We start from the raw sequence: 17415 nt of genomic DNA, 5'->3' as shown, positions 1-17415 counted from the left end.
ATATGTATTGTGCACACATATCGAGGGGTGCGAGTTCGTGTCAACAAAAAATGTGCAAGATACACACATCTTGCGATCCCTGCCCGACCTGCACCGGTCGCTGGTCGACATCGTCAGCACGATGAACCGGCCCGAGAACGACGCGGCCATGCTGGACAAGGCGGGGCTGGCCCTGGAGCGGGCGCTGTTCCCGCTGCTGGTGCTGGTCGAGCGGCTGGGGCCGATCGGGGTGGTCGACCTGGCCGGCCGGGTGGGGCGCGACCACACCACGGTCAGCCGCCAGGTGGCGCGACTGGAGGAGCTGGGCCTGGTCCAGCGCCGCGCCGGCCAGGCCGATCGCCGCGTCCGCGAGGCGGTGATCACCCCCCAGGGCAAGGCGGCTACCGACGCGGTTGACGCGGCGCGCGGACGCATGGCCCTGGCGCTGTTCCGCGACTGGAGCCCAGGCGAGTTCGACGACCTGGTGCGGCTGATGCGCAAGTTCGCCGACGGGCTGGGCGAGGCGGCGGAGGAGAGGGCGTCCTGAGGCGCCGTGGACCGTCCTCGTCCTTCGACAAGCTCAGGATGAGGACGAATTTGACGGCGGTTCAGTAGAAATCCTCATCCTGAGCTTGTCGAAGGACGAGGATTTCTCCGCTCCCAGATGGCCGCAAGGCCCGAGACGGCGGCGGTCAGGAGGATCGCAGCTCCGCCGTCTCGGCCAGGAACCAGTCGCGCAGCTTCAGGATCCGCGCCAGCTTCGGGCTGTCGGCCCGCCAGACGAAGTGGTTGCCGGTGTCGACCGCGATCTCGCCCGAGAACGGGCGGACCAGGCGGCCTTCGCGCAGGTCGCGCTCGGCCAGGCCGCTGCGGGCCAGGGCCACGCCCACCCCGTGGGCGGCGGTGTCCAGCATCAGGGCGGTGTCCTCGAAGCCCAGGCCCTGCTGGCGTGGAGCCTCGTCCACGCCCATCGCCGTCAGCCACACGCTCCAGGGGCGGCCGATATAGCGCAGCAGCGGGACGTCGAGCAGGTCGCGCGGCGTCCGGAGCGGGTGCCGGGCCAGGAAGTCGGGGCTGCAGACCGGGAAGATCCTGTCGATCATCAACGCGCTGGCCTCGACGCCAGGCCACGGTCCGCGCCCGAACCTCAGGGCGATGTCGACGCCGTCGGTGGTCAGGTCGGCGATCCTGTCGTCCGCGCGGACGATCAGGTCGGGCTCGCCGGTCTCGGCCGCCAGCCGGGCCAGGCGGGGGACCAGCCAGCGGCTGGCGAAGGCGGCGCCGCTGCTGATCACCAGCGGGCCGCGCGCCGCCAGCCGGGCCTCGTCGACCGCGGCGTGCAGGGTGGCCAGGGCGGCGGTCACCTGATCGGCCAGGCGCTGGCCGGTGGCGGTGGGGATCATGCTGTTGCCCTGGCGGACGAATAGCGGGGCGCCCAGCTCGTCCTCCAGCTTGCGGATCTGCTGGCTGACCGCGCCGTGGGTGACGAACAGCTCGCGGGCCGCCCGGCTGTAGCTGCGGTGGCGGGCGGCGGCCTCCAGGGCGGTCAGGGTCAGGAACGGCGGCAGGCGCATGGCGGCTTCAGCTTGTTAGTCAGGATGACAAGTTCGCGCAGATACCATCGTTCGTAAAGCCTGTCTGGAAAGGGCATCTTGCAGGGGTCAGGCCGATGCGGCCGAAACCCATGCTCACAGGTGCTCCGATGAAACTGCTTCTGATCTCCGGCGTCGCCGTGCTGTCCTTCCTGTTCGCCTCGGTCGACAAGCTGTCGGCCCCGCTGCCCGACGCCGCCGCCCCCTGGGCGGCCAGCCAGCCGATCCACAGCCCGCGGTGATCGACCCGGTTCGTCATCCCCGGACTTGCTTCAAGGACCCCTGGATCGGCCGCGGCGCCGTGTGAGGTTAGGTCACGATCGCGCCGGGCTCCACGGATCGTCCTTCTTCGCGACCCAAGCCGGGGTCCTCGGAACACGTCCGAGCAACTGTGTTGAGCGGCGTCAAGAAGTTTGGATCTGGAGGATAGTTTGGGTCCTGACGGCGGCGTTCAGGGCGACGGGCAGTTTCCTGGCGACGGCGATGAGGCAAGCTTTGGCGGTTTTCCGGCGGCGATAAGCTTGCGATAACCGGGTTTGAAGGCTCCGCTGCGGCCGACACAAGGCCCGGGATGACGAGCTCTTTGGGGAGCGGCCAGAATTAGGGGCGCTTGGCATGAGTGGCGCTCGAAGCCTCCGCGGCGCCACCCCCGAGTTCGGCGATTTGGCGAGGAGGCAGTAATTTCAGAAGCTCGTCGCCACGGAACACTTCCATCGCGTAGGTCCAGCCATCCAGCGCGACGAACTCGACTTCGAACGCGTCCGGCCCGTGTACGCAGACGACCGTGCCGGTCTCGCCGCGCGACAAGCCCGCGTCTGGTCGATCGACCAGCAGAACGACAGTGTCGATCTCGTTGAGCATGGCTTATCCGCTGGGTTTCGGCGCCGGAAGCATGCAGCCTAGCAAAAAAGGCCCGGGATCGCTCCCGGGCCTTTCCTGTCTTCGCTCGAAAGCGAAAGCCTTACTTCCCCGCCGCCGTCAGGGCGTCCATCAGCTCCGGCACGGCCGACTTGTAGTCGGCCACCAGGCCGTAGTCGGCGACCTGGAAGATCGGGGCGTCGGCGTCCTTGTTGATCGCGACGATGATCTTGGAGTCCTTCATGCCGGCCAGGTGCTGGATGGCGCCCGAGATGCCGATGGCGACGTACAGCGACGGCGCGACCACCTTGCCGGTCTGGCCGACCTGGTAGTCGTTGGGCGCGTAGCCGGCGTCGACCGCGGCGCGCGAGGCCCCGACGGCGGCGCCCAGCTTGTCGGCCAGGGGCTCGATCACCTTCTGGAACTCCTCGGCCGAGCCCATGGCGCGGCCGCCCGAGACGACGATCTTGGCCGCGGCCAGTTCCGGACGGTCCGACTTGACCATCTCTTCGCCGACGAAGCGGGTCTTGGCCGCGTCGGCGCCGCCAACGGTCTCGACCGGGGCCGAGCCGCCTTCGCCGGCCGCCGCGAAGGCGGTCGGGCGCACGGTGATCACCTTCTTGGCGTCGCTGGTCTGGACGGTCTCCAGCGCGTTGCCGGCATAGATCGGGCGCGTGAAGGTATCGGCCGAGACGACCTCGACGATGTCGCTGATCGGGGCGACGTCCAGCTTGGCGGCGACGCGCGGGGCGAAGTTCTTGCCGCCCGCGGTGGCCGGAACCAGGATGGCGTCATAGCCGCCGGCCAGGGCCAGCACCGCGTCGGCCTCCGCCTCGGCGATCCCGTGGCCCAGGGCCTCGCTCTCCGAGACCAGCACCTTGCGGACGCCGGCGATCTTGGCGGCCTCGGCGGCGACGCCGGCCACGCCGTGGCCCAGGACCAGGACGTCGACCTCGCCCGACAGCTTCAGGGCGGCGGTGACGGTCTTGTGGGTGCCATCGCGCAGGTGCGCGTTGTCGTTATCGGCGACGACGAGAACGGCCATTACAGCACCCCCGCGGTTTTGAGCTTGGAAACGAGGTCGGCGGCGGACTCCAGCTTGACGCCGGCCGAACGCTTGGCCGGTTCGGCCACCTTGACGACCTTGAGGCGCGGGGCGACGTCGACGCCGTAGTCGGCGACGGCCTTGGCCGCGATCTCTTTCTTCTTGGCCTTCATGATGTTGGGCAGGGACGCGTAGCGCGGCTCGTTCAGGCGCAGGTCGGCGGTGACGACGGCCGGCAGGTCGACGTCCAGGGTCTGCAGGCCGCCGTCGACCTCGCGGGTGACCTTGGCGGCCGCGCCCGACACCTCGATCGCCGAGGCGTAGGTGGCCTGCGGCCAGCCCAGCAGGGCCGACAGCATCTGGCCCACGGCGTTGTTGTCGCCGTCGATGGCCTGCTTGCCCATCAGCACCAGGTTCGGATTTTCCTCGGCCACGACGGCCGCCAGCAGCTTGGCCACGGCCAGCGGCTCGGGATCGGCGTCGGTGGTGATCAGGATCCCGCGGTCGCCGCCCATGGCCAGGGCCGTGCGGATGGTCTCCTGGGCCTGCTGCGGGCCGATCGAGACGATCACGACCTCGGTCGCGACGCCCTTTTCCTTGAGGCGGACGGCTTCCTCGACCGCGATCTCGCAGAAGGGGTTCATCGACATCTTGACGTTCGCCAGGTCGACGCCGGTCTGATCGGGCTTCACCCGGACCTTCACATTGTAATCGATAACCCGTTTGACCGGGACCAGAACCTTCATCGGTCTACGCCGCCTCCTGGCTAGTTTTTCCTGCCTGCGCCGACGGAATTAGCGCGTCCACGCAGGTTTGCAAGTTTCCCCTGACGTAAGCGTAATGCATTCGCGATCGCTACGTTCAAACAGTTGTAGGATACTTCGCCGCCCGCGTCTGCTGCGCTGCACACTTAGCGCATGGGCGAACAGCGGCGAGAGGCGGCGCGCTTTGCCCTCTGGCCAGCCGCGCGGCGGGCCAGTATGAGGCGGCGCATGAAGAGCAACATCTCCCGCCTGCAGAAGATCTTCTTCGCCGTGTTCCTCGGCGCGACGCTCAGCGTCTTCTGCTTCCACTATTTCTACGTCTGGCCGCGGGACCGCTGCGTCGCGCGCGGGTCCGACTACGCCTGGGCGGGCAAGTGGATGAAGTGCGCCAAGATCTATTCGATCGAGACCCTGACCCAGCGGCCGCTCAACGTGCCGCCGATCAACACCGACCCGGACAAGATGGAAGGCCCCCGCGCCGAGCATTCGGCGAAGAAGTAGGCCGCGCCCGCTGACGGGGACAGGCGCATGCGTCTGTCCCCGATCACCTCACCGCGTCGCCCCCGGCTTCCACAGCACGTCGGCCGCGCCGTCGGCGTTGGCGCGGCGGGCGGCGACGAACAGCAGGTCCGACAGGCGGTTGAGATAGCGCAGGGCCGGGGCGCCGACGATTTCCCCCTCGACGGCCATCAGCTCCACCAGCCGGCGCTCGGCCCGGCGGCAGACCGTGCGGGCCACGTGCAATGCCGCCGAGGCGGGGCCGCCGGCCGGCAGGACGAACGAGGTCAGGGGCGAGAGCCGCGCATTGATCGCGTCGATCTCGCGCTCCAGCCGCTCGACCTGGCTGTCGACCACCCGCAGCGGCTCCCAGTCGGGCTTTTCGTTCTGCTCGGGGGTGGCCAGATCCGCTCCCAGGTCGAACAGGTCGTTCTGGATGCGCTCAAGTAGGGCGTCGAGCTCGGCGTCGTCCTTGGTGTGCTGGCGGGCCACGCCGATGACGGCGTTGGTCTCATCGACCGCGCCATAGGCCTCGACCCGCAGCGACGCCTTGCTGACCGGCTGGCCGGTGGAGAGCCGCGTCAGGCCCTTGTCGCCGGTGCGGGTGTAGATACGGTTCAGCGTCACCATCGGCGGTCTCCCTAGGGTGGTCGATGACAACTTGTCCCAGGACAAGTTGTCCTATCGCTATCGGTGCGCCGCCAGGGTCTACTCGCCTTACCGGAGCGTCTCCCCCCTAGCCGCTCCGAGACTTAGGCGTTCAGTAGCTTACGCGTTCAGCAGCTTAGGCGCGACGGCCGTTCATATCCCGCAAGCAGGGCGGCCGTCGCGTTTCAGAAGGGGTTCGAAAAGCGTTCAGTGGCTGCGCCACCAGAAGGCGGCGACCAGCACCAGCACGGCCAGGAACTGCAGCGCCACGCGCAGGCGCATCAGCTTGTTGGAATAGGAACGCCCGAAATCGCCGCCGCGGAACAGGGCGTAGATGCCGACGCACAGGGTGATCAGCACCGCGCCCAGCACGATCGGGATCAGGAAATCGAACAGGTGGCTCATGGCCGCCAAGCGTAGGCGCTCGCCCCAGGCTTGGCCAGAGCGCCCGCCTCAATTCCGCTGTTCGTCCGAATCACACTGGGGCGGGTTCCATATCGCCATTCATCGACCCTGTTCGTTGAGCGCATTTGTCGCAGTGACCGGCTGCTAACGATAACATACAGCTCACAAACGTTGCTGTTCATCGATTTTAGTTCGGCTTTTCGGTTGCGCGCCCTTGCGGCCCGGGATAAACGCGCCACCTTCCAATTCAAGTGTGCGTTCGTTGAACATGATCACCTCCTCACCGCAGGTCATGTCAGCGCCCTTTTTCAGCGGGGAGGCAGGAGAAAACAGAATGGCCCGGAGCGCCCGCATCGCCGCCGCCGACTTCTCCGCGTCCGAACGCGAAGACGCCATGGCGGAAGTCCGCCAACTGATCACCGACCTGCGCGACGCCGCGCAGGACGGGCGCGCCCTGGCGCGCCGCTACGCCGACGTCCTGACCAGCGTCGTCGATGAATATTGCCTCGAATTCGAGAAGCGCGCGGAAGCGGCGCTTGCTCGCCTGGAGACCGTGGAATGAGCTTTGTATCCCTGAACATCGAGTCGCCGACCGACGCGCCCGTCAAGCTGACGCGCCGGGCCCTGGCCAAGCAGCGCACCCGCGAGCGGGTCCTGTCGGCCGCCCGCCGCCTGTTCACCGAGCGCGGCTACGAGGGCGCCACCATCCGCGACATCGCCCAGGCCGCCGGCATGTCGACCGGCGCGGTGTTCGCCAGCTTCTCCGACAAGAGCGAGCTGTTCGACGAGATCCTGACCGCCGACTACGAAGTCATCTACGCCCAGATGAAGCAGGCCGGCGTCAACGCCGCCACGGTGGAAGAGGGCGTGATCGGCATGTTCGCCGTCGCCTACGGCTTCCACGTCGAGCAGCTGCCGCTGCTGCAGGCCAGCATCGCCGTGTCGTGGACCCGTTCGGAAACCGCCGAACGCCGCAATCGCGGTCATCTCAAGCACATCTTCGCCCTGCTGAACGGCGTTCTGACCCGCGGCGTCGAGCGCGGTGAACTGAAAACCGACGCGGACGTTAAGCTGCTCGCCGAGATCATCTGGGACGTGTATGTCGCCAATTATCGCCGGGCGATTTTCGACGCCTGGTCGGTCGAGGCACTGCTGTCGCGACTTTCGGATCAACTGAAAGTCATTCTGGCGGGCGCGCGCGCATAAGATCACGGCCGGGGGCGGGGCGCTCTTTGTCGGAGCGACCGCCCCCGGAACACTATAAGCGACGCAGACTATCCGGGGGGAAAGTGCGTGGGCGTAAGAGACGAGCAGAAACAGGCGACGCGCGAAAAGGTGCTTGAGGCGGCGCGCGACCTGTTCAACGAGGCGGGATACGAAGAGACCACCATCCGGGCCATCGCCGAACGGGCGGGGGTTTCGGTCGGCAGCGTGTTCACCACCTTCGCCTCTAAGGCCGAGGTGCTCAGCCATGTCATGGACCGGCGCCTGGGCGAGCTCTATGCCGAGTTCGACCGGGTCGTGCCGTTCCTGCGCGGCTCGACGGCGGATCGGCTGTGCTCGATCTTCGCCATCCACTACGAGTTCGAGACGCGGCGGGTGAAGCTGTTCCTGGCCCACATCGCCGCCTCCTACAGCCCCAGCCCGGATCCCGGCGTCACGCCCTATGGCCGCAACGAGCGCCTGACCCAGATGCTGCGCGAGGTCATGGAGGAGGGCGTCGCCCGCGGCGACGTCCGTCCGGACCTCGACCCGCAGCTGGTCATCGACGTGCTCAAGGCCGCCTACGCCTGGAACTACCGCCTGGCCGCCAGCCGCCAGGCCACGGCGTCCGAACTGTCGGCGATCATGGACAAGCAGATCCAACTGATCGCCGAGGGATGGCGGGTCGGGTGATTGACCCCCTTCCCCGGGCGCCGGCCGCTCCCCCTCCGTGGGAGCTGTCGCGAAGCGCCTGAGGGGGTTAAACCCTCGGCATGTCGCCCGTCCTGAAATCCCGCCCCCGCGTCATGGGGATCGTCAACGTCACGCCCGACAGCTTCTCGGACGGCGGGCGGTTCCTGGATCCCGCCGCCGCCCTGGACCAGGCCCTGCGGCTGGTCGAGGCGGGGGCAGACATCCTCGACATCGGTGGCGAGAGCACCCGGCCCGGCGCGACCCCGGTGTCGGCGGCCGAGGAGATCGCCCGGGTCGTGCCGCTGATCGCCGCGATCCGCGCCGCCAGCGACGTGGCGATCTCGATCGACACCATGAAGCCCGCCGTGGCCCGCGCCGCCGTCGCCGCCGGGGCCACGATCTGGAACGACGTCGCCGCCCTGCGCTTCACGCCCGATGCCCCGGAGGTCGCCGCCGAGCTGGGCTGCGAGGTGGTGCTGATGCACATGCTGGGCCAGCCCGGGACCATGCAGGACGACCCTCGCTATGACGACGTGGTCGCCGAGGTCGAGGCCTTCCTGCTGGCCCGGGCCCTGACCGCCATGGCCGCCGGGGTGGCGCGCGAGAAGATCTGGCTGGATCCGGGCATCGGCTTCGGCAAGACCCCGGCCCACAACCTGGCCCTGCTGGCCGCCTTGCCGCGCCTGGTCGCCCTGGGCTATCCGATCCTGCTGGGGGCCAGCCGCAAGCGCTTCATCGCCGCGATCGACCCGCTGGGCGCGGAAGCCGACGCGCGGCTGGGCGGCTCGATCGCGGCCCACCTGCACGGCGCGGCGGCCGGCGTGGCGGCGGTCAGGGTCCATGACGTGCGCGAGACCGCCCAGGCGCTGGCGGTGTGGGGGGCGATCGGGGAGGCGTAGGGCTGAGGGGCGCTTTTCGAGCCTTGGCGGACGAATGCTCCCTCTCCCAGAGGGAGAGGGCGGGGCCCGCGCCGAAGGCGTGGGAGGGTGAGGGGTTACGAGGCCTGACGGCGTGCCGGCGCTCCGTCCGACGCCGTAACCCCTCACCCCGACCCTCTCCCTCTGGGAGAGGGGGCGAAGTCTCGGAACCTTCGGAAATCCGAAGGTTCGCCAGATACCAGAGCGGACTCGCCTCCAAGGTTTCAAGGCGCGGCCCACCCGCTGCGGGCGGATGGGGGAGACCTCGGCCTTTCCCCTTCAGACTCCCACCAGCCCCGCCCGCTCCGGCAAGGTGTCGGGCGTGCGCACGTCCCAGGCCAGGCCCAGCCGCTCCAGCAGGCGGATGAACGCGAAGCCCCAGTCCGCCTGTCCCGGATAGAGCCCCAGCTTCGTCGAGCCTGGCCAGGCGTGGTGGTTGTTGTGCCAGGCCTCGCCCATGGTCGAGATGGCCGCCCAGGGCACGTCGTGGGCCTGGATCCCTGAGGTCTCGACCAACCACCGCTGCGGTCCCGTCCGATGGGCCAGGCGGCCGACGTACCAGTGGCCGGTCACCGACACGCACACCCGCGCGCACGAGCCCCATGGCAGCCATGACCAGCCGCCCAGCGCGAACAGCACGATCGCCACGGGCAGCTGCTGCAGCATCCAGGTGCGCTCAAGGAAGCGGTAGAACCGGTCGCTGGCGATCCGCTCCGGAAGGACGACGCAGGGCGGGGAGGCCAGCACCAGCCGGCCGTGCAGGTTCCAGGCGTAGTCGGTCCAGACGCCGGCGCGGTTGGACAGCCTGGTCAACACCCTGAACGACTTCGTCCAGGAGGTCTGCCCGGTGTCCAAGCCGCTGAAGGCAGAGAGCGCGCGGCTGAAGGACGAGAGGGAATAGGCCTCACAGCCGGCCGCGGCGGCCGCCCTTCAGCTTGTCGAGCGCGCGGCGGGCCTGGTCGGCCCGGGCGGCGACGGGGGCGAGGGCCTCGCCGAACGCGGAACCGGCGGCGGCCGGGGCGGTCCTCGGCGTCGGCACGATCAGCGCCACCTTGCGAGCCATGGCGGCCAGGTCGCCGATGGCCTTGGCCTTGTCACGGGTCCGCCTGATCTCGGCGGGATCGTCGCTGTGCTCGAGGATCGCCCAGGCGGCGTCGAGGGCGGCCATAAGCTTGGCTTGCAGGGCCCGGGACCAGGCAAGCGACGGGGCGGGGGAGAGTGGGGTCTGGGTCATGCCCACAGTGTGCGGCCGTCCCGGAGGGTGGGGATGGGAAACGTGCGTTTTCTTGTAGGGCGTTGATTTCGTTGAGGGCGGGTGGGGATTTCGCGGGGATAAAGGGCCGGGGACACGCCCTTGCGGCGTGTCCCCACTGACAAGCGCGGCGGTTTTCGTCCTGACTGGGGTGCGGCGTTTGGGGACACGCCGCGAGGGCGTGTCCCCGGCCGCGCGCCCCACCCCTGTGGATAACTTTCGCTCGCTAGCCCGCCGGCAGGGCGTCGAGCAGATGGCAGGACTTGGCCGGCGTGACGTTGTCCAGCCCGATCACGTCCAGGCCGGCGCCCTCCTCGTCCTGGATCTCGACATAGTCGCCGATCACCTCGGCATAGACCGGGGCCTTCAGGGTCTTCAGGCGCTCGCGCAGCCTGGCGACCGGCTTGTCCGCCTCGCCCTGGCGGTCACGCAGCACGTAGCGGTTCTGGGCCACGTCGCAGCGGGTCAGCACCACCTGGTCCTGGCGGACCTCGACCGTGCCGATGAACAGGTCCTGGGCGACGGCCGGCGCGGCGGCGGCCGTCGCGGCCAGGGCGCACAGGGCGGCGAGGGCCGGCTTACTGACCATTTTCGATCATCTCGAAGGTGTAGCTGCAGCCGGCCAGCACCTTGCCCGGGTGCGAGGTGACGGTGGAGACGTTGAGGGTGACGCGGGTCTTGTAGGTGAAGCCGCCGGCCTCGCCCTTGTCGGTGGTGGCCGACATCTCGCGCTCGCCCAGGAACTTGGTCGGCAGGTCGATCGCCGGCTCGATCTCCAGCTGCCTGGCCAGCGGGTGCGGGTCGGCCTCGTCGAGCACGGCCATGGGGCCGGAGCTGTTGAAGACGATGTGGCGGGTCTGACGGCCGAACACCGTGATCGGCGTCTTCAGCGCATAGGCCTTGAGCAGGAAGTTGCTGGTCTTTTCCTCGGTGAGCCCGAAATGGGCCCGGGCCTGGGCGGCCTCGTCGCCGACCAGCCAGAAGGCCAGGGCGTTGTACGACGGCACGTCGTAGGTCCGGCACTCGATCATCTTGGCCAGGTCCAGCGTGGCCGGATCGACCCCGTCGGCGGTCTCCTGGGCCAGGGCCGGAACCGGCGCGAAACAGGCCGCGCCGATCAGCGCGACGTGGAGCAGTCTTCTCATCAGGAATCCCGACCAATGCAACTTGGCAGGGAATACGCCTGGGTACGGTGAAGGTTCCAGGGGCGGGGTGGAAACTCGCGCACTTGCCCCCTACTGGCCTTCGGCCGTCTTCCCCCAGAGGGGGAAGAGCGCTCCGCCCCCTCTGGGGGCGGACAGGCGACGCAGTCGCCAGGTGGGGGCAAGTGCGGTGCAAGCCTCAAGGCGCCTACCCCCGCCCCCCGACTCCCCGCTAGAACCTCCCCATGACCCAAGCCTCCCACCAGGGCCGCGTGCTCGTCCTCGCCGGATCGGATTCCGGCGGCGGGGCGGGGATCCAGGCCGACATCAAGACGATCACCGCCCTGGGCGGCTACGCGGCCACGGCGATCACCGCCGTCACGGTGCAGAACACCCTGGGCGTGACCGGCGTGCACCCGATCCCGCTGGAGATCGTCGAGGCCCAGGCCCGCGCCGTACTCGACGACATCGGGGCCGACGCCTTCAAGACGGGGATGCTGGGCGACGCCGCCACGGTCGAGGTGGTGGCCCGGGTGCTGGACAGCGTAAAGGGAGTCCCGGCCGTCATCGATCCGGTGATGGTCGCCAAGGGCGGCGCGTCGCTGCTGGCCGACCGGGCCGTCGGGGCGCTGAAGAGCCTGCTGGTCCCGCGCGCCGCCCTGCTGACCCCCAACGCCCCCGAGGCGGCGGCCCTGACCGGTCTTCCGGTCGAGACCACCGACGACCTGCGCCGGGCCGGCGAGGCCCTGCTGGCCCTGGGCGCCCATGCGGTGCTGATGAAGGGCGGTCACGTTCCCGGCGAGCGGGTCGTCGACCTGCTGATCACCCGCCAGGGCGAGACGGCCTTCGAGGGCGAGCGGATCGACACCCGCCACACCCACGGCACCGGCTGCACCCTGGCCAGCGCCTGCGCGGTCGGCCTGGCCCAGGGCATGAGCCTGACCGAGTCGGTGGCCCGGGCCTGGAACTATGTGCACGAGGCCATGCTGCACGCGCCGGGGTTCGGGGCGGGGCACGGGCCCCTGGACCATGGCTGGCCGATCCGCGAAGGAGGGCGCCGATGACCGCGTTGGAAACACGCCTCGCCGACATCCTCCACGCCACGCCCACCACGATGCAGGTGCTGCGAACGGTCCGCGACCTTGGCCTGCCCGACGGCATGGTGTTCTCCGGCGCCGTCTACCAGCCGGTCTGGAACCACCTGACCGGCCGGGCGCCGGACTACGGGATCAAGGACTACGACGTCGCCTATCACGACGCGTCCGACACCTCGTACGAGGCTGAGGACGGGGTGATCCGGCGGGTGGCGGCGGCGTTCGAGCCGCCGCTGCGCGACCTGGTCGAGGTGCGCAACCAGGCCCGCGTGCATCTGTGGTTCGAGCAGAAGTTCGGGGGCGACGAGCCCTATCCGCCGCTGGAGTCCAGCGCCGCGGCCCTGGAGCGCTTCGTGGCCACGGCCTTCTGCGTAGGGGTGCGGATGGAGGCGGACGACAGCCTGTCGGTGTTCGCCCCGTTCGGGCTGGACGACCTGTTCGCCCTGCGTCTGCGGCCCAATCCCCTGCGGGTGAAGGGCGCCGGCGGCTGGGCCCGCACCACCGGCTCGGCCAAGGCGCGGTGGCCGGAAATCACGGTGGAGGAGGCGTAGAGGCCTCATCCTTTTTCCACCATCATCCCGGGCCTTGTGCCTGGGAACCCTTTATCCGCCGCAAGTGCGGACGGGTGGCGCGCCCGCGCGCCAAGGGGCTTCACCGTCGGCTGACCCAGGGGTCCCGGGCACAAGGCCCGGGATGACGGACGTTTTGGATGCGCGCGGCAAAACATTGTCACCCATGACAATGTTGCCTTTGATCCTGTGACGCCTTGCTCCTACGACCGCCAAAGCCGTCATTTCCAGGAGCCTTCGCCATGCGCCAATGGACCATCGACGCCTTCGCCTCGGGCCCGTTCAGGGGCAATCCGGCCTGCGTGGTCGAGCCGTTCGAGCGGTGGCCGGACGCCGCCTGGATGCAGGCCCTGGCGGCCGAGAACAACCAGGCCGAGACCGCCTTCCTGCTGAAGACCGCCGACCCCGCGCGGTTCGGCCTGCGCTGGTTCACCCCGACGCTTGAGGCGCCGCTCTGCGGCCACGCCACCCTGGCCAGCGCCCATGCGCTGTTCCAGGAGATGGGCGTCGACGCGCCGGTGCTGGCCTTCGACACCCTGGCGGGCGAGCTGACCGTCCGCCGGGTCGACGGGGTGTTCGGCGGCGCGGGCCTGGAGATGGACTTCCCGGCCGACCCGCCGCGCCGGGTCGAGGCCGGGCCCGACCTGGCCCAGGCGCTGGGTGTGACGCCGCGGGAGGTCTGGGCCGGCCAGTACCTGCTGGCCGTGGTGGCCGACGAGGCGACGGTGCGGGGGCTGGCGCCGGACCTGTCGCGGCTGGCGGCGGTCGGCGCGGGCCTGGCCACGGGGGGGCCGGGCCAGGTGATCGTCGCCGCCCTGGCCGACCCGGGCCGCGACTACGCCGTGGTCAGCCGCTTCTTCGCCCCGGCCGCCGGCATTCCCGAGGACCCGACCACGGGCTCGGCCCACTGCATCCTGACGCCGCTGTACGCCGACAAGCTGGGTGTCGCGGCCCTGCGGTTCCACCAGGCCTATCCGGGCCGGGGCGGCGACCTGGACTGCGAAAACCGCGGCGCGCGCGTTCTCCTGCGCGGCCGTGGCTTCACGATGGTGGAGAGCCGGCTGAGGGTGGCGCCGGCGCTCGGCTAGGTTAGACGCTGGTCGTCGCTTCCCCTTTTAGCCGTCATCCCGGGCCTCGTGCCCGGGACCCCATTGTCCGTCGCAGATGCAGGGGTGTGGCGCGCTGGCGCGCCAAGGCGCTTCACCGTCAGCTGACCCAGGGGTCCCGGGCACAAGGCCCGGGATGACGCGGTGTTTGGGGAGCGATCAGAACAGAGGCGTTTGGTATTAGTAGCGACGACCGTAGCCGTAGTCGCGGTCGTGGCGCTCGTAGCGGATCTGGGCGCTGATGCGGTCGTAGCGGCGATCCAGGTCCTCGCGCTCCCAGCCGTTCAGGCCCCCGCGGCGATAGCGGGCTTCCAGGCGGGCGGTTTCGCGCAGCTCGCCCTTCAGGCGCCAGGCCTCGTTGCGGGTCAGACCGCCGCTGCGGACGCCGCGGTCGATGCGCTCGTCGAGACGGGCGAGGCGGTCGCGGCCATAGTCCTGGTCGTAGCCGCGGTCATAACCGCGATCGGGGCCGCGGTCATAGCCATAGGCCTGGGCCGAGGCGACGGCGGGGACGGCGGCGGCGACGGCCGAGACCGCGGCGATCGAAAGCAGAATCTTTTTCATCGTACGGTTCCTCTTGAAGGTTGCGGCGTCCGGCGGGACGACGTTGACCCCAAGAGACCACATCGAGGCTGAAGCGGCCCTGAGCCGCGCGTTATGTGGCGTTCAGGTAGGTGAACCGCTCAAAAATCCGCTCATCCCGGCGAACGGCGGGATGAGCGGCTTTTATTCAGGCCGCCGCGACCTTGGCGCCTTCGCGCCGGGCCGCGGCCACGGCGGTCTCGATGGCGTCGTAGAGCTTGGTCACCTCGATTGGCTTGGCCACGTGACCGTCCATGCCCGCGGCCAGGTAGCCCTCGACCTGGTGGACCAGGGCGTTGGCGGTGACGGCGACGATCGGGATGCGCTTGCGGCCTTCGCTGACCTCCAGCGCGCGGATGGTGCGGGCCGCCTCGACGCCGTCCATTACCGGCATGTGGATGTCCATCAGCACGATGTCGTAGGCGCCGCGCTTCCAGGCCTCGACGCAGGCGGCGCCGTCGGCCACCAGCTCGACCTCGGCGCCCAGCGGGGCCAGGACGGCGGCGATGACCTTCTGGTTGGTCGGATTGTCGTCGGCGGCCAGCACCCGCAGGCGGCGCTCGGACTCGATCGGCGGCGGGGCGGCTTCCATCGACGCGGGAGCGGCGGCCTCGCCGCGCGGCATGGCCACCACGACGGTGAAGGTCGAGCCCTGGCCCTCGCGGCTCTGCACGTGCACGCCGCCGCCCATCAGGGTGGCCAGCTCGTTGCAGATCGACAGGCCCAGGCCCGAGCCGCCGAACCGGCGGGTGGTCGAGCTGTCGGCCTGGACGAACTTGTCGAACAGGCGCGGCAGGGTTTCGGCGTCGATGCCGATGCCGGTGTCGACCACGTCGATACGCAGGCCCGCGCCGTCGTCCGACGAGGCGAACCGCACCGAGACGCTGCCTTCCAGCGTGAACTTCAGGGCGTTGGAGACCAGGTTGCCCAGGATCTGGCGCAGGCGATCGACGTCGCCGCGCCACGAGCCCAGGGCTTCAGGCGCGACGAACACGCCGAAGTCCAGGTTCTTGGCCCGCGCCTGGGTGGCGTAGGCTTCGCGAATCGACAGGGCCAGGCTGGCCAGGTCGAAGTCGCGCTCGACCAGGTCCAGACGGCCGGCCTCGATCTTGGACAGGTCCAGCACGTCGTTGAGCACCGACAGCAGCAGGCTTCCCGATTCGCGGATCACCGACAGGCGCTCGCGCTGGGCGGCGCTGAGCTCGCCCATGGCCATCACCTCGGTCATGGCCAGCACCCCGTTCAGCGGCGTGCGGATCTCATGGCTCATATTGGCCAGGAAGTGCGATTTCAGGACATTGGCGGCGTTGGCGTCGTCACGCGCCTTGACCAGTTCCGCCATCGCCCCGCGCAGGTCGTGGTCGTTGATCTCCAGTCTCGCGACCAGATGGTTGAAGCTGGAGGTCAGGCTGTGGAAGACGTCGTCGTCGGCCGCCTGCTCCACCGGCTTGAAGCGACCGTCGGCGGCGACCTCGCGCATGGCGTTGGACAGGCGCTCCATCGGCTTGGTCATGCGCCGGGCCAGGCCGTTGGCCAGCAGGATCGCCAGGCCGGCCGAGCCGAAGAACAGGGTGCCGGTCAGGGCCAGGTCGCGGGCCATGATGTCGGTCAGGCTGGGGCGGCGGGCCGACAGGGACAGGGCGCCGACTTGCCGTGAACCCAGCTTGATCGGGCGGACCACGGTGTCGACCTCGGCGGGCTCGGCGACCCCCACCTGGGCGACCACCTGGCCCTGCATGTCGGTCAGCCGGACGGACGCGACGTCGGGCGCCTTGGCCACCGCCTCGAGGGCGCGATAGGCGCCGACCGTATTGTGGTCGGCCATCGGGGCGGCGGCGCCTGCCGCCACCATCTGGGCCAGGATCGCGTGATTGGCCTGGGATTCCTGACGGGCGACGCTCCACTGCTGGAGCATGAAGCAGGCGCAGGCGGCCAGCAGCGCGGCCACCGTCGTGGTCAGCGCAACGGCCGCGATCCGCGCTTGCAAGGGCGCGTGAGTCGCGGCTCCGGGGCTGCGGCTGTCCTCGATCATTTCCCGTCCCAGGAGAATCCTAGAGCTCCCATCTTCGCACGATCTTCCTAACGCTTCCCTTCCTGTCACAGGGCAGGGTGCGACAAAACAGCGTTAACACTCATTTTCAATTGCATTCATTTTAACTTTTCGTTTACCTGCATTATTAGTTTTTCGTTAAGGAGATGGGGTGTGGAAAAGGTATTCGTTGTTAAGCGCGCGGCCAGCAAGCTGCACGCGACGGAAGCCGCTATCGACGCGGCCATGGTGCAAGTTTCGGAAATGATGGCGGAACTGGTTCAGACCCGTAAGGATCTGAAGCTGTCGGCCGTCGTCGGTTCGGTCGCCACCGCCAAGGTCGCCGCCGCGATGGCCGCCCTGTCGGAAGCCCGGTCCTCGATGATCGACGCCCATGCCGACATGGACGAGGTTCGCCTGCGCATCGGCGTCCGCACCAAGATGGTCGGCTGGGACCTGAAGACGGGCGAAGCGGCGCAAGTCGCCGACGCGCGCCTGTCGGAAGCTAGCTGAGCAATATTGCAATAGTTTAATCCCTAGAGTCTCTTCCGATCAGGTAGAGACTCTAGGGATGCATGTTTCGCTCGCGCCTCTTCTGGGATGGACCGCCACCTTGGTGGTGTGCGGTTTGGCGTGGGTAAGAGGCGGTCCGGCCGAAAAATGGGGGGCCGCGATCGTCCTGGGCGGTTCGATCGCCTCCCTGCTGATCCAGATCTTTCTGCCGGCGCGGATCGAGGCCGTGGCCTTGCTGCTGCTGGAAGGCCTGTACGGCCTCAGTTTCCTGATGCTCGCCTTGCGCTACACCAGTCCGTGGCTGGGGGGCGCGATGTTGTTGCAGGCGATTCAGTTCAGCCTGCACGCCTACTACATCGTCGGCGAACGGCCTCACGACCTCACCTATGGCGTCGTGAACAACCTGAACTCCGCCGGTGTCCTGATCTGCATCCTGTTTGGCATCTTCGTTTCGGGACGCCGGCGCGTCGAACGATAGGTCGCCGCAAAATAATTGCCGGGCGCGGACGATTTGTCCGCCGGGCCG

At 68.9% G+C, this 17415-nt stretch carries 24 protein-coding genes and 2 pseudogenes; 12 read left to right on the top strand and 14 right to left on the bottom strand.

What is annotated here, in order from left to right; all coding sequences use genetic code 11:
• Window positions 1-70 precede the first annotated feature (70 nt).
• Window positions 71-526 carry a MarR family transcriptional regulator gene (locus tag EV278_RS19685; RefSeq protein ID WP_207905535.1) on the top strand — a complete coding sequence of 152 codons (456 nt, stop codon included), beginning with the start codon at window positions 71-73 and terminating at the stop codon, window positions 524-526.
• Window positions 527-537: 11 nt separating this feature from the next.
• Here the strand turns inward: EV278_RS19685 and EV278_RS24520 are convergent.
• Together EV278_RS24520 and gcvA are read right to left on the bottom strand one after the other, a co-directional pair.
• Window positions 538-653, bottom strand: a pseudogene (locus EV278_RS24520) (hypothetical protein); the annotation flags it as partial.
• Window positions 654-671: 18 nt separating this feature from the next.
• On the bottom strand, window positions 672-1553 hold the full coding sequence (gene gcvA / locus EV278_RS19680) for a transcriptional regulator GcvA (RefSeq protein WP_132095195.1): 882 nt from the start codon (window positions 1551-1553) through the stop codon (window positions 672-674).
• A 128-nt stretch (window positions 1554-1681) separates the two neighbouring features.
• Here gcvA and EV278_RS24655 point away from each other — a divergent pair, with 128 nt between their 5' ends.
• Complete coding sequence (locus tag EV278_RS24655) at window positions 1682-1813, top strand: hypothetical protein (protein WP_279389382.1); 132 nt, start codon at window positions 1682-1684, stop codon at window positions 1811-1813.
• Window positions 1814-2171: 358 nt separating this feature from the next.
• Here EV278_RS24655 and EV278_RS19675 read toward each other — a convergent pair whose 3' ends face one another.
• The 3 genes from EV278_RS19675 to EV278_RS19665 all read right to left on the bottom strand — a co-directional run bounded on the left by EV278_RS19675 (window position 2172) and on the right by EV278_RS19665 (window position 4220).
• Window positions 2172-2432, bottom strand: coding sequence for a DUF4926 domain-containing protein (locus EV278_RS19675; protein ID WP_132095193.1), 261 nt, complete (start codon window positions 2430-2432; stop codon window positions 2172-2174).
• 100 nt (window positions 2433-2532) lie between these two features.
• Window positions 2533-3474, bottom strand: coding sequence for an electron transfer flavoprotein subunit alpha/FixB family protein (locus EV278_RS19670; protein ID WP_132095191.1), 942 nt, complete (start codon window positions 3472-3474; stop codon window positions 2533-2535).
• Window positions 3474-4220 carry an electron transfer flavoprotein subunit beta/FixA family protein gene (locus EV278_RS19665; protein WP_132095189.1) on the bottom strand — a complete coding sequence of 249 codons (747 nt, stop codon included), beginning with the start codon at window positions 4218-4220 and terminating at the stop codon, window positions 3474-3476. The genes EV278_RS19670 and EV278_RS19665 overlap by 1 nt, the downstream gene beginning before the upstream one ends.
• A 246-nt stretch (window positions 4221-4466) precedes the next feature.
• On the opposite strand from EV278_RS19665, the gene EV278_RS19660 reads away from it, so the two are divergent.
• On the top strand, window positions 4467-4739 hold the full coding sequence (locus tag EV278_RS19660; protein ID WP_132095187.1) for a hypothetical protein: 273 nt from the start codon (window positions 4467-4469) through the stop codon (window positions 4737-4739).
• A 48-nt stretch (window positions 4740-4787) separates the two neighbouring features.
• On the opposite strand, the gene EV278_RS19655 is transcribed toward EV278_RS19660, so the two are convergent.
• Both EV278_RS19655 and EV278_RS19650 read right to left on the bottom strand, forming a co-directional pair.
• On the bottom strand, window positions 4788-5366 hold the full coding sequence (locus tag EV278_RS19655) for a cob(I)yrinic acid a,c-diamide adenosyltransferase (RefSeq protein WP_132095185.1): 579 nt from the start codon (window positions 5364-5366) through the stop codon (window positions 4788-4790).
• Between the two features lie 225 nt (window positions 5367-5591).
• A complete protein-coding gene (locus EV278_RS19650; protein ID WP_132095183.1) occupies window positions 5592-5789 on the bottom strand; it encodes a twin transmembrane helix small protein in 198 nt (65 codons plus the stop codon).
• Window positions 5790-6123: 334 nt separating this feature from the next.
• Here EV278_RS19650 and EV278_RS19645 point away from each other — a divergent pair, with 334 nt between their 5' ends.
• The 4 genes from EV278_RS19645 to folP all read left to right on the top strand — a co-directional run bounded on the left by EV278_RS19645 (window position 6124) and on the right by folP (window position 8584).
• A complete protein-coding gene (locus EV278_RS19645; RefSeq protein WP_019848868.1) occupies window positions 6124-6351 on the top strand; it encodes a hypothetical protein in 228 nt (75 codons plus the stop codon).
• The gene (locus EV278_RS19640; RefSeq protein ID WP_019848869.1) at window positions 6348-6995 is read left to right on the top strand and encodes a TetR/AcrR family transcriptional regulator; all 648 of its coding nucleotides are present in this window, start codon (window positions 6348-6350) and stop codon (window positions 6993-6995) included. Before EV278_RS19645 ends, EV278_RS19640 begins: the two co-directional genes overlap by 4 nt.
• Window positions 6996-7082: 87 nt before the next feature.
• On the top strand, window positions 7083-7685 hold the full coding sequence (locus EV278_RS19635) for a TetR/AcrR family transcriptional regulator (RefSeq protein ID WP_132095181.1): 603 nt from the start codon (window positions 7083-7085) through the stop codon (window positions 7683-7685).
• An 80-nt stretch (window positions 7686-7765) separates the two neighbouring features.
• Complete coding sequence (gene folP, locus EV278_RS19630) at window positions 7766-8584, top strand: dihydropteroate synthase (RefSeq protein ID WP_132095179.1); 819 nt, start codon at window positions 7766-7768, stop codon at window positions 8582-8584.
• Here the strand turns inward: folP and EV278_RS24515 are convergent.
• The 5 genes and pseudogenes from EV278_RS24515 to EV278_RS19600 all read right to left on the bottom strand — a co-directional run bounded on the left by EV278_RS24515 (window position 8517) and on the right by EV278_RS19600 (window position 10999).
• Window positions 8517-8800, bottom strand: a pseudogene (locus EV278_RS24515) (hypothetical protein). The gene folP and the pseudogene EV278_RS24515 sit on opposite strands and share 68 nt — an antisense overlap.
• A gap of 81 nt (window positions 8801-8881) precedes the next feature.
• Window positions 8882-9415 carry a hypothetical protein gene (locus tag EV278_RS19620; protein WP_207905533.1) on the bottom strand — a complete coding sequence of 178 codons (534 nt, stop codon included), beginning with the start codon at window positions 9413-9415 and terminating at the stop codon, window positions 8882-8884.
• 91 nt (window positions 9416-9506) lie between these two features.
• Window positions 9507-9836 (bottom strand): hypothetical protein, encoded by a 330-nt coding sequence (locus EV278_RS19610; RefSeq protein WP_132095178.1) that lies wholly within the window; start codon window positions 9834-9836, stop codon window positions 9507-9509.
• 244 nt (window positions 9837-10080) lie between these two features.
• Window positions 10081-10443 carry a hypothetical protein gene (locus EV278_RS19605; RefSeq protein ID WP_132095176.1) on the bottom strand — a complete coding sequence of 121 codons (363 nt, stop codon included), beginning with the start codon at window positions 10441-10443 and terminating at the stop codon, window positions 10081-10083.
• Complete coding sequence (locus EV278_RS19600) at window positions 10433-10999, bottom strand: hypothetical protein (RefSeq protein ID WP_132095174.1); 567 nt, start codon at window positions 10997-10999, stop codon at window positions 10433-10435. The genes EV278_RS19605 and EV278_RS19600 overlap by 11 nt, the downstream gene beginning before the upstream one ends.
• A 242-nt stretch (window positions 11000-11241) precedes the next feature.
• On the opposite strand from EV278_RS19600, the gene thiD reads away from it, so the two are divergent.
• The 3 genes from thiD to EV278_RS19585 all read left to right on the top strand — a co-directional run bounded on the left by thiD (window position 11242) and on the right by EV278_RS19585 (window position 13747).
• Window positions 11242-12060: a bifunctional hydroxymethylpyrimidine kinase/phosphomethylpyrimidine kinase gene (gene thiD, locus EV278_RS19595; protein ID WP_132095172.1), complete on the top strand. Its 819-nt coding sequence runs from the start codon at window positions 11242-11244 to the stop codon at window positions 12058-12060.
• A complete protein-coding gene (locus EV278_RS19590; RefSeq protein WP_132095170.1) occupies window positions 12057-12641 on the top strand; it encodes a nucleotidyltransferase family protein in 585 nt (194 codons plus the stop codon). The genes thiD and EV278_RS19590 overlap by 4 nt, the downstream gene beginning before the upstream one ends.
• Window positions 12642-12901: 260 nt before the next feature.
• Entirely contained in the window at window positions 12902-13747 is an 846-nt protein-coding gene (locus EV278_RS19585) for a PhzF family phenazine biosynthesis protein (RefSeq protein WP_132095168.1), read from the top strand.
• A 198-nt stretch (window positions 13748-13945) separates the two neighbouring features.
• Here the strand turns inward: EV278_RS19585 and EV278_RS19580 are convergent, their stop codons facing one another.
• Both EV278_RS19580 and EV278_RS19575 read right to left on the bottom strand, forming a co-directional pair.
• Window positions 13946-14329, bottom strand: coding sequence for a hypothetical protein (locus EV278_RS19580; RefSeq protein WP_132095166.1), 384 nt, complete (start codon window positions 14327-14329; stop codon window positions 13946-13948).
• Between the two features lie 166 nt (window positions 14330-14495).
• A complete protein-coding gene (locus tag EV278_RS19575) occupies window positions 14496-16379 on the bottom strand; it encodes an ATP-binding protein (RefSeq protein WP_132095164.1) in 1884 nt (627 codons plus the stop codon).
• Between the two features lie 171 nt (window positions 16380-16550).
• Between EV278_RS19575 and EV278_RS19570 the strand changes: the two genes are divergently transcribed.
• Both EV278_RS19570 and EV278_RS19565 read left to right on the top strand, forming a co-directional pair.
• Window positions 16551-16889: a hypothetical protein gene (locus EV278_RS19570; protein WP_132095162.1), complete on the top strand. Its 339-nt coding sequence runs from the start codon at window positions 16551-16553 to the stop codon at window positions 16887-16889.
• Window positions 16890-16947: 58 nt separating this feature from the next.
• The gene (locus tag EV278_RS19565) at window positions 16948-17367 is read left to right on the top strand and encodes a hypothetical protein (RefSeq protein WP_132095160.1); all 420 of its coding nucleotides are present in this window, start codon (window positions 16948-16950) and stop codon (window positions 17365-17367) included.
• Window positions 17368-17415 lie beyond the last annotated feature (48 nt).

This window comes from Caulobacter sp. BK020 (assembly GCF_004342605.1).
GTDB lineage: Bacteria > Pseudomonadota > Alphaproteobacteria > Caulobacterales > Caulobacteraceae > Caulobacter.
This window is presented reverse-complemented; position numbering and strand designations above follow the sequence as displayed.

Bases quoted from the DNA above. Each gene is read 5' to 3' on its own strand.
- gcvA (WP_132095195.1), bottom strand. From the start codon at position 1,553: ATGCGCCTGCCGCCGTTCCTGACCCTGACCGCCCTGGAGGCCGCCGCC.
- EV278_RS24655 (WP_279389382.1), top strand. From the start codon at position 1,682: ATGAAACTGCTTCTGATCTCCGGCGTCGCCGTGCTGTCCTTCCTGTTC.
- EV278_RS19675 (WP_132095193.1), bottom strand. From the start codon at position 2,432: ATGCTCAACGAGATCGACACTGTCGTTCTGCTGGTCGATCGACCAGAC.
- EV278_RS19670 (WP_132095191.1), bottom strand. From the start codon at position 3,474: ATGGCCGTTCTCGTCGTCGCCGATAACGACAACGCGCACCTGCGCGAT.
- EV278_RS19665 (WP_132095189.1), bottom strand. From the start codon at position 4,220: ATGAAGGTTCTGGTCCCGGTCAAACGGGTTATCGATTACAATGTGAAG.
- EV278_RS19660 (WP_132095187.1), top strand. From the start codon at position 4,467: ATGAAGAGCAACATCTCCCGCCTGCAGAAGATCTTCTTCGCCGTGTTC.
- EV278_RS19655 (WP_132095185.1), bottom strand. From the start codon at position 5,366: ATGGTGACGCTGAACCGTATCTACACCCGCACCGGCGACAAGGGCCTG.
- EV278_RS19650 (WP_132095183.1), bottom strand. From the start codon at position 5,789: ATGAGCCACCTGTTCGATTTCCTGATCCCGATCGTGCTGGGCGCGGTG.
- EV278_RS19645 (WP_019848868.1), top strand. From the start codon at position 6,124: ATGGCCCGGAGCGCCCGCATCGCCGCCGCCGACTTCTCCGCGTCCGAA.
- EV278_RS19640 (WP_019848869.1), top strand. From the start codon at position 6,348: ATGAGCTTTGTATCCCTGAACATCGAGTCGCCGACCGACGCGCCCGTC.
- folP (WP_132095179.1), top strand. From the start codon at position 7,766: ATGTCGCCCGTCCTGAAATCCCGCCCCCGCGTCATGGGGATCGTCAAC.
- EV278_RS19610 (WP_132095178.1), bottom strand. From the start codon at position 9,836: ATGACCCAGACCCCACTCTCCCCCGCCCCGTCGCTTGCCTGGTCCCGG.
- EV278_RS19605 (WP_132095176.1), bottom strand. From the start codon at position 10,443: ATGGTCAGTAAGCCGGCCCTCGCCGCCCTGTGCGCCCTGGCCGCGACG.
- EV278_RS19600 (WP_132095174.1), bottom strand. From the start codon at position 10,999: ATGAGAAGACTGCTCCACGTCGCGCTGATCGGCGCGGCCTGTTTCGCG.
- thiD (WP_132095172.1), top strand. From the start codon at position 11,242: ATGACCCAAGCCTCCCACCAGGGCCGCGTGCTCGTCCTCGCCGGATCG.
- EV278_RS19590 (WP_132095170.1), top strand. From the start codon at position 12,057: ATGACCGCGTTGGAAACACGCCTCGCCGACATCCTCCACGCCACGCCC.
- EV278_RS19585 (WP_132095168.1), top strand. From the start codon at position 12,902: ATGCGCCAATGGACCATCGACGCCTTCGCCTCGGGCCCGTTCAGGGGC.
- EV278_RS19580 (WP_132095166.1), bottom strand. From the start codon at position 14,329: ATGAAAAAGATTCTGCTTTCGATCGCCGCGGTCTCGGCCGTCGCCGCC.
- EV278_RS19575 (WP_132095164.1), bottom strand. From the start codon at position 16,379: ATGATCGAGGACAGCCGCAGCCCCGGAGCCGCGACTCACGCGCCCTTG.
- EV278_RS19565 (WP_132095160.1), top strand. From the start codon at position 16,948: ATGCATGTTTCGCTCGCGCCTCTTCTGGGATGGACCGCCACCTTGGTG.